The organism is Streptomyces sp. KPB2 (assembly GCF_003950055.1).
Taxonomy (GTDB): Bacteria; Actinomycetota; Actinomycetes; order Streptomycetales; family Streptomycetaceae; genus Streptomyces; species Streptomyces salinarius.
The window spans coordinates 7,958,158-7,972,178 of sequence record NZ_CP034353.1 but is presented as its reverse complement, the minus strand read 5'-3'; the positions used below and the strand labels follow the sequence as shown (position 1 = coordinate 7,972,178).

The following is a 14,021-nucleotide window of genomic DNA, read 5'->3' as shown; positions in this document are numbered from 1 at the left end:
GATCGAGGTCTCCCTGCTTCGGTACGCGGAGCGGACCAGCCAATGGGTAGGCCCGCAGGACGAGGCGCTAGGCCAGCTCCACCTTCGACGACATGCGGACCATGGCCGTTCACCCCCCACCCATAACGGGAACGTACATATCAGCAACTGTCTGTTATGCCAACTGGCTTGTCTACGGGAAACACGTCGGCACCCGGAGCGTCGTCGTGGCAGTGCGGGCGACGGTGCTCAAGAAGCTCCGCTGAGCCAGTCGCCGCGCAGCGCTTCCACCCGGCGGCCGGCTCAGGCGTCCGGGATCCAGCTGCCGTGGAAGCCCAGCGGTACCCGACCGGGCAGCTGGACGCGGGCGAGCGGGTGACCGTCGAAGTCCTGGGCCGACAGAATCACCAGATCGGTCGCTCCCCGATCGGGGTCGTTCACGTACGACAGCACGTAGCCGTCGTCCTCGTCCCGCGCTCCGCGCCGCGGGACGAACACCGGCTCGCTGACCGCCGCGCCCCCGGGGAACCGGTGGACCTGCCTGCGGTCCCGCGGCATGTCGTGCTTGACCAGGTAGTTGCCGAGCTTCTCGTCCGGGCACGCCCCGTCGACGGCCTCGTAGGCGCGCCACATCTCGGCCGCGCTCGCGGTGTAGGCATAGCGGTGTCGTCGGGAGACCAGGGACTCGTTGATGCGGGGGAATTCCTGCGGACGGTCGTCCAGCCGAGTGGGACGGACCCGGTCGGCGCGCAGGTCGATCGTCCACCGGTCGAGCGTGGGGGATCCGGTCGCGGAGGGTCCGCCCCGGCCGCGTCCGGCGGCGTAGAACGGCGCCGGGAAACCGATGTACTCCAAGACGACCGTGTCACCGTGGTCGTAGGCGTTGAGGGTGTGCGAGTAGTACACGGGGTCGATCTCGAACCAGCGCGTGGTGCCACCGGCGCGCGGCAGGAGCCCGAGGCGCATGGGGTGCCTGTCGTTCCACACGTAGGGCACGATCGCGCCGGCCTCCGCGGCGGCGCCGTCGAAGGTGATCGGAACGTCCACGATCACGACGTACTTCTCGGTGAGCGCGAAGTCGTGCATCATCGGCGCGTCCGCGACCGGGATGCGTGTGGCGGGCCGGGCCCCGCCGGTCCGATCGATCACGAGGTGACGCACATGGTCCCAGGTGGGGTAGTAGGCGATCGCGTGCAGCTCGTCGGCCGCCTGGTCGTACTTGGTGTGCGCGGCGAGGGGACCCCTGAGCGTGGAGCGGAAGTCGTAGGGCCGCACGGTGCCGAGTTCGCCGTCCAGCTCGTACGGCAGTGGCCCGCCCTCCTGCATCGCCAGGATGCGGCCCTTGTACGGGATCACGTGGGTGTTGCACGCGAAGTCGTCCGGCGGTACCTGGCCCGGGTAGGTCTCCCCCAGCTTCGCCGCCACTTGGGAGGACCGCACCCAACGGTTGCGGTACCACTCCGCGCGCCCGCCGCGCAGCCGGACCCCGTGCACCATTCCGTCACCGATCATCCAGTGGTGCGCGCGGACGTCCTCGACGCCGAGCGCGTTCGGGCCGTTGCGGAGGTAGCGGCCGTCCAGGTCGCGCGGGATGCGGCCGACGACATGGAGGTCGAAGGTGGTCAACTCCTCGGTGACCGGGGCGAAGGCTCCGTCCAGGAACGGGGTCGCCCCGGTCTTACCGCTCCGCCGCGCTTCGGGAGTCGTCTGCGCCGCAGCCGTGAAGAAGCCGGGCCCGAGGCCGCTCCCCACCACACTGCCCGCTGCCGCGACCGCGGTGCCCTTGAGGAGTTTCCGCCGCGTGTGACTGGCCATCGTGGTCCCCGTTCCGTGTCGGTGTCCGGCTGTGGCCGGGTTCGTGGTGCCGGGACCAACCCTCCTCCGCGAGCGGTGCGGAAGCAGGTGTCCCAGGCCCCGAATCCCGGGGGTGCTGGCACCACCCTCCGCGGCGCGACGGACGCCGGCGGGCACGGTTCTGGACAGGAGTAGGCGGTCGGCTTCGTCATCTGCCCCTCCCCCGCATGGACGGAGCAGGGCGCCGGGAACTTGTGCGGCGGCGGACGGATGTCGGTCAGTGGTGGGCCGCCAGGAACGGCAGGACCACGTCGGCCATCTCGTCGGGTACTTCCTCCGCGAGGTCGTGGCCCGCGTTGAAGACGTGTCCGGTGACGTCGTGGGCCACGAGCCGCGCCTGGTCCTCGTTGCGTGCACCGATGAAGGCGGAGCCGCCGAGTGCCAGGACCGGGATGTCCAGCTTCTTCCGGGCGGCCTGCCGGTTCTGTTCGGCGTCGGTGAGCATCGCCCGGTAGACGGCGAGCATCGCGCGGATGCCGCCTGGCATGGAGTAGCAGCGCACGTGCTCCTCGACGGCGTCGGGGGTGGCGGTGTCGGGGTGGCTGCGCTCGTTCTTGATCATGTAGGTGATCAGTTCGCGTTCGTGCCCGGCGATCAGCATCTCGGGGACGTCGGGCTGGAAGTAGAAGCCCAGGTGCCACAGGTGCATGCCGCCGGAGACGTTCTCGGGGGTCAGGGCCGTGTGGTCCTCGAAGCCGAAGCCGGGGAACAGCGCTTCGGCGAAGACGAGGGCGGTGACGTGTTCGCGGTGCGGGCGGCGAGTTGGTAGCCGATCACGGCGCCCCAGTCCTCGCCGATCACGGCGTAGGTCTCGTGTCCGAGGCGGACCATCAGCTCGGCTATGTCATCGCTCATCGTCGCGGAGTCGTAGCCGCTGACAGGTCGGGCCGAGTCGCCGAGACCGCGCAGGTCGGGCACGACGACAGTGTGGTGGGGCGTCAGCTTCGGGACCAGGTGGCGCCAGTGGTAGCCGGTCTTGGGCACGCCGTGCAGCAGTACCACGGCGGGGCCGTCCCCCGCCGTCCGGTAGTGCAGGCGCGTGCCGTTGACAGCAGCGCGTCCGGTGCGCAGGGGTGTTGTGGTGTGGTCGTACATCATGACGCGGTTCTTCCTCTCGTTGATGTGTGCGGCGGGTTGACCCGGTCGACCGGACCGGCATTTTCTGTATCGCACGTTCCATATTTGGGGCACGCGAACGCCCAACTGGCGGCGGGAGCCTCAGTCGAGGACGGTCAGGGCGAGCTCGGCGAGCGGTTCGAGGCTGCGGACGTCCGGCGTGATCTTCGAGGAGACCAGCAGCCCGTTGAGGAAGGTGATCAAGAACGCGGCGACCCTGTCCGGGTCATGCCGCCCCGCGATCTCGCCCCGCTCCACCGCGGACCGCAGCACCTCGACCAGCACCTCCCGGCTCGCCTCCTGCATCTCGCGCACGGTGCGCCGCGTCGCCGCGTCCCGGGGCAGTCGCTCACAGACGGCGTTGACGGCCAGGCAGCCCCGGCCGTCGTTCTCTGCGGCGATGCGGATCCGCTCCGTCAGCAGGGCGCGGATCGCCGCACGGACGTCCGCACCCTCCTCCAGACTGCGCAGGGCGGCCGCCGCCAGCGTGGTGCGGTAGTGCTCCAGCGCGGCCCGATTGCGAGGCGAGTGAGCAGGCGTGCCCGCGACCCGGTCGCCCGGCAACAGCAGGCTGCAGGCGCAAGGCATCGGTGGAGCGACCAGGGCCAGGGGCAACGGCGACTGAGCCGGCCGGAGGTGTGGTGATCAGACCGGTTTGTCGAGCACCAGGGCGACGTAGCCCGTGCAGCGTCCCACGGAGCGGTGGGCGTCGACACTGGCGAGGGTGTGCCGCCAGTCCTGTTCGCTGAACTCGCGCAAGTCGGGCCAGCGCAGGCACAGCAGTTCCCGGCCGGCCCGGTTCGTCGCCATGCGTGTCAGGAGAGCGCCGAGACGGGAGAAGCCTTCGATCACCGGACGGGTCCAGTCGACGGCGCGCCGCAGGGCGAACCCCATCTCCTCCGCGTGCCTCAGGTAGCGCCTCAGCGGCTCGAACTCGTCGAACTGCCACGCCTCGCGTACGAGGCCCAGTGGATCGAGCTGCCGGATCATCGGCGGATCGTCCGTGTTCCAGACGAAGTCGACCAGGACGAACCTTCCGCCGGGTCGCAGTACCCGGAAGGCTTCGGCCAGCAGGGCGCGGCGGTCGGCAGGAGAGAGGTGGAAGGCCGCCTCCAGGCAGAGCACCCGGTCGAACGAGCCGTCCGTGGCACGGATGCCCTCTGTCTGCGGCAGGTCGGTGACATCGGCAACGGCGAAGGTGGCTCGGACCGCGTCGCCGTACCGGGCGCGAGCCTGTGCGATCTGGTCGGCGCTGATGTCGACCCCCACGGCGTGACAGCCCGCGGCAGCCAGCCGGGCGGTGGTGTGGCCGCGTCCGCAGCAGGCGTCCAGCACCCGGTGCCCCGGACTGACGTGCAGGAGTGCCAGGCTTCTGGTCTCGAGCCGTCGTTGGAACCAAGCCAGCCCACCGACGATTCCGGGGAGGGTCGGAAGGGTGTGGTATCCGAGGTTGACCAGTGCGCCCCAGCCCAGGTGCCGGCACAACCGGAACAGTGGGTTGGCGTCGCCGTAGGACGCCGCAAGGCGGTCCTGGCCCAATGGGGTTCCTTCCTGTGTGTTCCAGGCGGCTCGCAATACCCCGGAACTCAGGGGCATGCAGGCGTGCCGGACCGTACCGACGCAGGTACAGAACAGGTGCTTACCGACGAAAGCGGCGGTGTGCCGACGGTTCTGCCGGAATATCAGCACAACGAGTGGTGCCGTCCCCGTGGGCTCGTTCCACCGCTTTCCGCGTGAGAACGTGGGCCGGAATCAGGACGAGAGCGGGGGGGTACGGTGCGGGTGGCGTTGACCGGTGCCACGGGTTTCCTGGGCCTTCGGCTTCTGCACGAGTTGTTGCGCCGTCACCCCTCGGTCACCGTGCTCGCGCGTGGGGAACCCGACCGCGTACGGCAGCGGATCGCCCGCGGCCTCGGCCGGTTCGCCCCCGGCCTCGCGGGCCTCGTCGACCGCGTCCAGGTGGTGTCCGCCCGGATCACCGAACCCGGCCTCGCCCTGCCGAAGAGTGACTACCAGGAACTGGCGGACTCGCTGGACACGATCTGGCACTGCGCGGGGAACACCACACTCGACGGTGACCTGGCCACGCTGCGCGAGGTGAACGTGGAAGGCACCCGGTACGTCCTCGACCTGGCCGGGGCCGGACGCCGTACCCCCGTGGTGTTCCACATCTCCACGGCGTTCGTGGCCGGGGCGCGTCGGACCGGAATGGTGTACGAGGACGAACTGACCGATGCCTACGGCTTCGAAGGCACCTACGAACGGTCCAAGTTCGAGGCGGAACAGTTGGTGCACGCGTGGGCGAGGGCCACCGGCCGGCCGGTGACGATCTTCCGGCCAAGCGTCCTGACCACCGGCCTGCCGCCCCACCCGGATCTCCCGGAACACCCGTTGCTGAACATCACGCGGAACCTGTCCGGCATCGCACGGAGCCAGCTCGGTCCCGGCCGGACACCGGACGTGCTCCTCTCCCCGACCCGCCGCTTCCGGATCCTGGGGCGGCCGGACGGACAACTCAACCTGATGCCGGTGGAATCCGCCGCCGCCGTGATGGCCCGGATCGCCGACCTTCCTCCCTCCGACGGGGTGGAGACCTACCACGTCGTGCACGGCCAGGAGACACCGGTCGACCTGTTCGCAAGACTGCTGGAGCACCTCTCCGGGGTCCGAATCGCAGTGGTGCCGGAGCTGCCCGACCCCTCGCCCTACGAGTCGGTCCTTTCACTGGTCAGGGGGGTGTTCTGTTATCTGCGGCACCACCGTCGGTACGACGACTCCCGGGTGAGGGCCAGACTCGGGCCGGCGGGCGTCCCGGAACACATCAGCCTGGAGTACCTGCTGTCCGGACTCCCGCCCCGAACGGAGGCTGCCCCGGTTGACCCGGCACCGCATCGCTGAACTGCTGTGGTCCGCTTCGAGACGGCGGGCCGACTCCCTGGGCCGTTCCCCGGGAGTCTCCGAGTCGCGTCCCCGGGCGTACTCCTCCGTGCCCGGCAGTGCGGCCACCCGGCAGGCGGGGGACCCGGCGAACCCGCCCTCCGGCGGTCGTGCCGCCGCGGACGGTCGCCACAGGCCGGCCGGTCCCACCGGGAACGGGCACGCGCCGGCCGGAGGACCTACGCCCGCGCCTACGCCGCGTCCGAGAGGAGCCGACCGGTGAACACCACGCTGTCCGAGACGCCCGGACGGGCCGCCGACGCGCCCCAGGTGTGCTGGCGGCCCGGCCCGGAGCCGGCCGCGTTCGACCCGGCCGGGATCTCCGCCTGCGCGGCCCGGATCCGTGAGCCGTTGTACGTGGTGGGCGGCGGATCCGGTTATGGACTGGCCGTGGGCGGGACGCTCGGGCCCGGCGGGGGCCACCCTCTCGTCGGGCTGGCCCCACCGGTGTACCCGGAGTGGCTCGGCGACCGAGGCTTCGCCGAGGCACACGGAACCCGGTTTCCCTACGTGGCCGGGGAGATGGCCAACGGGATCGCCACCACCCGGATGGTGACGGAACTGGCCGGAGCCGGGCTCATGGGCTTCTTCGGCGCCGCCGGACTCGCCCCCGACCGGGTGGAACAGGCGGTGACGGAGCTGACCGCGGCGTTGGGCGACGCGCCCAACTGGGGCGTCAATCTGATCCACTCGCCCGGCGAGCCCCGACTGGAGTCACAGGTCGCCGACATCCTGCTGCGTCACCGTGTACGCCGGATCTCGGCCTCCGCGTTCATGGACCTGACGCCCGCCGTCGTCCGCTGCGCGGCGGCCGGACTGCGGCGGGACGCCGACGGCCGGGTGGTCAGGGACACCTGTCTGTTCGCCAAGGTGTCCCGTCGTGAGGTGGCCGCGAAGTTCATGTCGCCCGCGCCGGAGGCGCTGTTGGACGCGCTGGTCCGGGACGGGGACCTCACCGCCGAGCAGGGCCGGCTGGCCCGCCTGGTCCCGGTCGCCGAGGACGTGACTGCCGAGGCCGACAGCGGCGGTCACACCGACAGCCGTCCGCTGTCCGTGATCCTGCCCGAGCTGCTGGCGCTCCGGGACACCCTGGTGGCCAGGTACGGCTTCCTCCGCCCGCTCCGGGTGGGTGCCGCGGGCGGTCTGGGCACCCCCGGAGCGGTGGCCGGCGCCTTCGCACTCGGCGCGGCCTACGTGATGACCGGATCGGTCAACCAACTGGCCGCGGAGTCCGGGGTGTCCGCGGACGCGCGGGAGCTGCTGGCCGGAGCCGGCGTCACCGACGTGGCCATGGCCCCGGCCGCGGACATGTTCGAGCAGGGCATTCAGGTCCAGGTGTTGACGAGGGGCACCCTGTTCGCGGCGCGCGCCAGGCGACTGTACGACGTCTACCGGAGTCACCGGTCCCTGGCGGAGATCCCCGCCGACACGCGGCACAGACTGGAGAACGAAGTGTTCGGCGCGGACCTGGACGCGATCTGGGCGGACACCGAACGGTTCTGGCTACGGCGCGACCCCGGACAGCTGGCCAGAGCCGAACGCGACCCCAAGCACCGGATGGCCCTGGTATTCCGGTGGTACGTGGGCAGCGCCAGCCGATGGGCGATCGAGGGCCGGCCGGAGCGCCGCACCGACTACCAGTTGTGGGCCGGCCCTTCGCTCGGCGCGTTCAACAACTGGGCCCGGGGCAGCCTGCTTGCCGATCCGTCCCGGTGCACCGTCACGCAGATCGCCTTGAATCTGCTGGAGGGCGCTGCCGTGATCACTCGCGCGCACCAGCTGCGCACCTTCGGGCTTTCCGTACCGGCTTCCGCCCTGACCTTCCGTCCCCGCAAACTCACCTGACCCCCTGCAGGAGTATCCGCGCAGATGAGAGCAGAACGTGCCCAGGTTCCCGTCGCGGTGGTCGGTCTCGCCGCGTTCACCCCAGGATCCCGAGACGTGGCAGGGTTCTGGCGGAACGTCCTCGCCGGCCGGGATCTCATGACCGACGTACCGGAGGAGCGCTGGTCACCGGCCGACCATTACGACCCCGACCCGTTCGCTCCGGACAAGACCTACGTGCGCAGGGGCGCCTTCCTGCCCGACTTCGAGTTCGACCCGTTGGCGTACGGAATTCCGCCGAGCGACCTTGCGGCCACCGACACCGCCCAGCTGCTGGCCATGATGGCCGCGGGTGACCTGCTGGCCGACTGCGGCCTCGGGCAGATGACCGCGAAGCAGCGGGAACGGGTCGGGGTGGTGCTGGGCACCAGCGGCCTGGCCATGGGGTTCGAGGTGTCGGCGCGGCTTTCCCGGCCGGTGTGGAGAAGGGAACTCCTCGCCTCCGGTCTCGACCCGGCCGCGGCCGACGAGATCTGCGACCGGATCAGTGCCAACTTCCCGGCCTGGACCGAGGCGACCTTCCCCGGTCTGCTCGGCAACGTGGTGTCCGGCAGGATCGCCAACCGGTACGACCTGCACGGCGTCAACCATGTGACCGACGCCGCGTGTGCCTCGTCGCTGGCCGCGCTCTCCACCGGACTGGGTGAGCTCGCCCTCGGCAGCTGCGACCTGGTGATCTGCGGCGGCGTGGACGTGCTGAACGACATCACCATGTACGTGTGCTTCTCGAAGACTCCGGCGCTCTCTCCGACGGAGGACTGCCGGCCGTTCGCGGCCGACGCCGACGGCACCATGCTCGGCGAGGCCGTGATCATGTTCGCGCTGAAGCGGCTGGCCGACGCCGAACGCGACGGGGACCGGATCTATGCGGTGATCCGGGGCCTCGGGGCAGCGTCGGACGGCCGGAGCAAGGCCATCTACGCGCCGCTGGCCGCCGGTCAGGAACGGGCGCTGCGCCGGGCGTACGACGTCGCCGGGTACGGCCCGCAGAGCGTGGAACTCGTCGAGGCGCACGGCACCGGGACCAAGGCCGGTGACGCCGCCGAGTTCGCCGCGCTGAGAGAGGTGTTCCAGGCTGGAGGACGCCCCGACCGGCAGTGGTGCGCCCTGGGCTCGGCCAAGTCCCAGTTCGGGCACACCAAGTCCTCCGCCGGCGCCGTCGGAATGCTGAAGGCCGTACTCGCCCTGCATCACCGGGTGTTGCCTCCGACCATCAAGGTGGGGCGGCCCAACCCCGAACTCGAGCTCACCGATTCTCCCTTCTACCTGAACACCGCCACCCGGCCCTGGATCAGCGGCGACGGTCGACCGCGCCGCGCCGGCGTGTCGAGCTTCGGCTTCGGAGGCACCAACTTCCACGTCACGCTGGAGGAATACGTTCCCGCCGGGGGCGGCCGACGGGCCTGGCACCTCCCGGCGGCCCCCTGCGAACTCGTCCTGTTCAGCGCGCCGTCCCCCGGCGCACTGGCCGAACTGATCCGCCGGCCCCAACCCGACCGGCCGCTGGCGGCGATCGCGCGGGAGTGTCAGGCGGCGTTCAGGACCGAACACCGGGCGAGGCTGGCCGTGGTGGCCGACGACGCCACCGACCTGGCGGGACGGCTGGACGCGCTGGCGGCCCGGGTGGAGGCCGGGGTGCCGTTCTCCGCACCCCGGGCGCACTTCGCCACCGGTGATCCCGCTCCCGGCCGGGTCGCCTTCCTCTTCCCCGGCCAGGGCGCGCAGTACGTGGGCATGGGCGCCGAACTCGCCGTTCACCACAGGGCGGCCCGGGAGGCCTGGGACGCGGTCGCGGCAGTCCTCCCGGTGCACCGGGAGGTGTTCCCGCCCCCCGTGTTCGGCGAGGAGGACCGTGCCGCGCTGGAGGCGTCACTGACCGCCACCGAGGTCGCTCAGCCGGCGCTGGCCGCGCACAGCCTGGCCCTGCTGGCCGTGCTGTCGGAACTGAAGCTGACGCCTGACTGCGTGGCAGGGCACAGCTTCGGTGAACTGGTCGCCCTGCACGCGGCGGGCTCCTTCGACGCCCCCACCCTGGTCCGGCTGGCCCGGCGGCGGGGTGAGCTGATGCGGGACGCGGCCACCACCGCCGGGGGGATGCTCGCGGTGCACGGGCCGCCGGAGCGCATCGAGGAGCTGACGGAGCAGGTGGACGGGGTGTGGGTCGCCCACCACAACACGCCCCGGCAGGTCGTCCTGGCCGGCACGGACGAGGCATTGACCGCCGTGGAGGCCCGGTGGGCCGCGACCGGCATGGTCATCCGCCGGCTGAACGCCGCTGCCGCGTTCCACAGTCCCCTGGTCGCCGACGCCACCGAGCCGTTCACCCGTTTCCTCTCCGACCTCACGGTCCACCGGCCGGCTCGGACGGTGTACGCGGGAGCCGATGCGGCCCCGTACGGGCGCGAACCGGCGGCGGTGCGGCGCGGCATCGCCGCCCAGCTGGCCGCGCCGGCGCGGTTCGGCGACATGGTGGAGGCGATGTACGAGGACGGGGTGCGCACCTTCGTCGAGGTCGGGCCCGGCACCACCCTGACCGGGCTGACCGGTGAGGTACTCGGTGACCGTGAGCACGCGGCGATCAGCCTCGACCGGCGCGGAAGCCACGGGTTGGCCGCGTTCCACGACGGGCTGGGGCGGGCCGCGGTGCGCGGGGTCGCCATGGACCTGTCCGCGCTGTGGGAGGGGCACAAGCCCGTGCCCGAGCCGGATGGTGAGGAGAAACCACGGATGACGGTCCTGATCAACGGCGGCAACCACCGCGATGACCATCGTGGCGGACGTGCCACTCCCGCGGCTGCGGGACCGGTGGCGTCGCCCGACGGGGCGTCGGGGCGGCCGGGGCCGTTGGTGCCGCCCGCGGAGGTGTCGGAGGCGACACCACCGGTCCCGGTCCCGGGCCCCGGCACCGCGCCGCCCGCCCCGAGCCCGATGCCGGCGGCGCACGTGTCGGTCCAGCCGGTGGCCTGGTCGGCGCCGGTGTCCTCGGCCGGCCCGTCCTCGGAGCCGGTCCCGGATCCCGCCGAGCCGGCCGGGCCCGGCCCGCAGGCACCGCTGATCCCCGGCCAGGTGGCCATGGGCGGGTCCGGAGGCGTCCGGCCGGGCACGCCGGCTCCCGTGGCCGCCCCGAGCGTCCGGTCCACCGGCTCGGCCCACCCCGCTCCGCCGACGGAATGGTTGCGGCTCCTGGCCGAGGCGCAGCGGCAGAGCGCGGAGGCACATGCCACGTACCAACGGGTGACCGCTGAGAACCACCAGCTCTACCTGCGGACGGCGCATGCCTCGATGGAGGCTCTGCTCGGCGCCGCCGGTGCCCGTCCCCCTGCCCTCGGCGCGGACGACACGCAGCCCTGGCCCGTCGAAGAGGTCGCGGTGGGTGCCGTCGGCGCGCAGGTCGTGCCTTCCGGTCAACCGGTCCACGTCCCCATTCCGTCGGGTACGGTCCCCGGCTCCGGCGAGCCCTTCCGTTCCGGTTCGGGCGGCGACAGGGACGAGGCGACGGCGGCTGTGCCGGCGCCGTCTCCGCCGGCCACCGTCGTGCCGTCGTCCGTGGAGGCCCCGGCGCCGGGGCCGGTGCTGCTCGAGCCGCAGCCGGACGTGTTGCGGCCGGACGGGCTGCCACTGGACGGGCTTCCCCTGGACGCCGAGTCGATCGGCGCGCTGCTGCTGGAGGTGGTCGCCGAACGCACCGGCTACCCGGCGGACATCATCAACCTCGACATGGAACTCGAGGCCGACCTGGGCGTCGACTCCATCAAGAAGGTGGAAGTGCTCTCGCGGGTCCGCCAACGTGTGGGTGAACTGCCCGCAGCCGACCTGTCCGAGCTGGCGTCCTTGCGCACACTGCGGGAGATCTCGGTCAAGGTCGCCCAGCTGGCGGGACAGATCGACGCCGTCGGCGACCAGGCGTCCGCCGGTCCCTCACCGGTGCCCCCGCAGCCTCCCGGAACCTCCGCCCCCGGATCCCCCGGGCACGTGGACTCAGAGCCCACCGCCGGTCCGGAGGCCACCGATGCCCCCACCGCCGAAGCCCCCACCGCCACCAGCCGTCCGGAGCCGGTCCGCCTGGCGGTACGCGCCCTGCCGCTGGCGCCGGTCGGGCTGGCCCTGGCCGGTCTGCGCGACCGGAAGGTCCTCGTGCTCGACGACTCCACCCCGGTGGGTCCTCTGCTGGTCGAGGAACTCGCCGCCCACGGTGTGCCGGCCCGGCTCGTCACCGCTCTTCCGGCCGAGGCACGGTCGGTGATCCTGCTGGACAAGGGCGACGACGCGCCGGCCGCCTTCGCGACGGTCCGGGGGCTGGCCGACCGGCTCAGCTCGGACGGCGGCCTCCTGGTCACCGTGCAGGACACCGGGGGCGACTTCGGGCTGAGCGGGAACGGCGGCCGGCCGGCGCATGGTGGTCTGGACGCACTGGCGAGGACCGCCGCCCGGGAGTGGCCCCTGGCCACGGTGAAGGCCATCGACTGCGCACGCACCGGGCGAAGTGACCAGGAGGTCGCTGCCGCGATCGCCGCCGAGCTCACCGCGGGCGGGCCCTCGATCACGGTCGGTCTCCCCGCCGACGGAAGCCGGACGGTTCCGCTGGCGTGCCCCGCCGTACCCGGCCCCGTCGAACCCCGGGCCGACGCCGACTCGGTGATCGTGGTCACCGGCGGCGCACGCGGCGTCACAGCGGCGGCGATCCGCGAACTCGCGGCCGCCCACCGGCCCAGACTGGTCCTCCTCGGCCGTACCGCACTGGCCGATGAGCCCACGGGGCTGGCCGGAGCCACCGACGAGGCCGGCCTGATCCGGCTGCTCGCCACCGGCCCCCGCCAGGCCCCACCAGCCGAACTCGCCGCCGAGGCGCGGCGTGTGCTGGCCGTACGTGAGGTCCGGCAGACCCTGCGGGCCCTGGAGGACGCGGGCTCGCCGACGCGCTACCTGTCCGTGGACACCCGGGACGAGGCGGCCCTGCGCGACGCCCTGGCCGAGGTACGCCGGGACTGGGGCCCGATCACCGGAGTGGTGCACGGCGCCGGAGTGATCGCCGACCGGTTGATCGGTGCCAAGACCGACGAGCAGTTCGCCCGGGTGTACTCCACCAAGGTGGACGGGCTGCGCGCCCTGCTGGCCGCCACCGCCGACGACCCGCTCTCCCTGCTCGTGGCGTTCACCTCGGTCTCCGGAGTGTTCGGCAGCCCGGGGCAGGCCGACTACGCGATGGCCAACACCGCCGTCGACCACCTGCTCTCCGCGTACGCCGCCGCCCGTCCCGGTTGCCTGACACGCTCTGTGGCCTGGGGTCCTTGGGACGGCGGCATGGTCACCCGGACGATCGCGGAACGGTTCCGCGCCGCCGGGGTCGAGCTGATCGAACCGGCTGCCGGAGCACGCGCGTTCGTCGCCGAACTCGCCGACCCCGGCGGGCCCACCCGGGTACTGCGCGCCGCCGGGGACCTGGCTCCCGACGTCCTTGCCGGGCAGGCGACGGTCGCCGAACTGATCCTCGCCCGGCCGCAGTACGCGCTGCTGGACGACCACCGGATCGACGGGGCACCGGTGGTCCCGGCCGCCGTCCTGGTGCACTGGTTCACCGGGCTGGCCCGGTCCTGGCGGCCGGACACCGGCCCGTTCGTCCTCCACGGCCTGCGGGTACCGCGCAGGATCGAACTGCAGGAACCGGGGGAAAAGCTCGTGCTGCGCGGCCGGACGAGCACGGACGGGTCCGCACGGCGCGGCGGTCTCGCCGTCGAACTGGGCACGGTGGGGGCCAAGTACGCCGACGCGGTGGTCGCCGACGGCCCGCCGCCGGACCCACACCCCTGGCGGACCCCGGAAGGCCTCGAAGAGGTCCCCGAACCGTACGACGGACCGGAGCTCTTTCACGGCCCGCTCTTCCAGGTCCTGGACCAGGTCCGGCTCGGCGCCGACGGGGGTGTGGCCGCGCTCCGCCCCCGGGACGCCGAGCCCTGGCGGGCCGTGCCCTGGACCGTGGACGTCGCCGCGCTCGACGGCGCCCTCCAACTCGCCGTCGGCTGGACGGTACGGGCCGGTGTCGGCGCGGCGCTGCCGGTGTCGATCCGGGAGTGCCGGATCCACCGGGCGGGGGCCGACTGGGAAGCCGCGCGCGTCGTCGTCTGGGCACGACGGACCGACGGGATCTCCGCCGAGTGCGACGCGGCCGTCCTGTCCGAGAACGGCACCGTACTGGCCGAACTGCTCGGGGTGGAACTGATCCGCCGGCCCGACCCGACCGAGGGATGACGCGG

General features: G+C 72.3%; 6 protein-coding genes and 1 pseudogene. 3 read left to right on the top strand and 4 right to left on the bottom strand.

Going from position 1 to position 14,021, the window contains the following annotated elements; translation table 11 throughout:
* Positions 1-282 precede the first annotated feature (282 nt).
* The 4 genes and pseudogenes from D1J63_RS36075 to D1J63_RS36060 form a co-directional block, all read right to left on the bottom strand.
* Entirely contained in the window at positions 283-1,794 is a 1,512-nt protein-coding gene (locus D1J63_RS36075) for a carotenoid oxygenase family protein (protein WP_125634918.1), read from the bottom strand.
* 256 nt (positions 1,795-2,050) lie between these two features.
* Positions 2,051-2,931, bottom strand: a pseudogene (locus D1J63_RS36070) (alpha/beta hydrolase).
* 120 nt (positions 2,932-3,051) lie between these two features.
* Positions 3,052-3,537 carry a TetR family transcriptional regulator C-terminal domain-containing protein gene (locus D1J63_RS36065; protein WP_125634916.1) on the bottom strand — a complete coding sequence of 162 codons (486 nt, stop codon included), beginning with the start codon at positions 3,535-3,537 and terminating at the stop codon, positions 3,052-3,054.
* 57 nt (positions 3,538-3,594) lie between these two features.
* Entirely contained in the window at positions 3,595-4,488 is an 894-nt protein-coding gene (locus tag D1J63_RS36060) for a class I SAM-dependent methyltransferase (RefSeq protein ID WP_241235667.1), read from the bottom strand.
* A 243-nt stretch (positions 4,489-4,731) separates the two neighbouring features.
* Between D1J63_RS36060 and D1J63_RS36055 the strand changes: the two genes are divergently transcribed.
* From D1J63_RS36055 to D1J63_RS36045, 3 genes are all read left to right on the top strand, one after another.
* Positions 4,732-5,847 carry an SDR family oxidoreductase gene (locus D1J63_RS36055; protein WP_241235666.1) on the top strand — a complete coding sequence of 372 codons (1,116 nt, stop codon included), beginning with the start codon at positions 4,732-4,734 and terminating at the stop codon, positions 5,845-5,847.
* A 258-nt stretch (positions 5,848-6,105) separates the two neighbouring features.
* Positions 6,106-7,731 (top strand): PfaD family polyunsaturated fatty acid/polyketide biosynthesis protein, encoded by a 1,626-nt coding sequence (locus D1J63_RS36050; RefSeq protein WP_125634912.1) that lies wholly within the window; start codon positions 6,106-6,108, stop codon positions 7,729-7,731.
* Between the two features lie 24 nt (positions 7,732-7,755).
* The gene (locus tag D1J63_RS36045; RefSeq protein ID WP_125634910.1) at positions 7,756-14,016 is read left to right on the top strand and encodes a type I polyketide synthase; all 6,261 of its coding nucleotides are present in this window, start codon (positions 7,756-7,758) and stop codon (positions 14,014-14,016) included.
* Positions 14,017-14,021 lie beyond the last annotated feature (5 nt).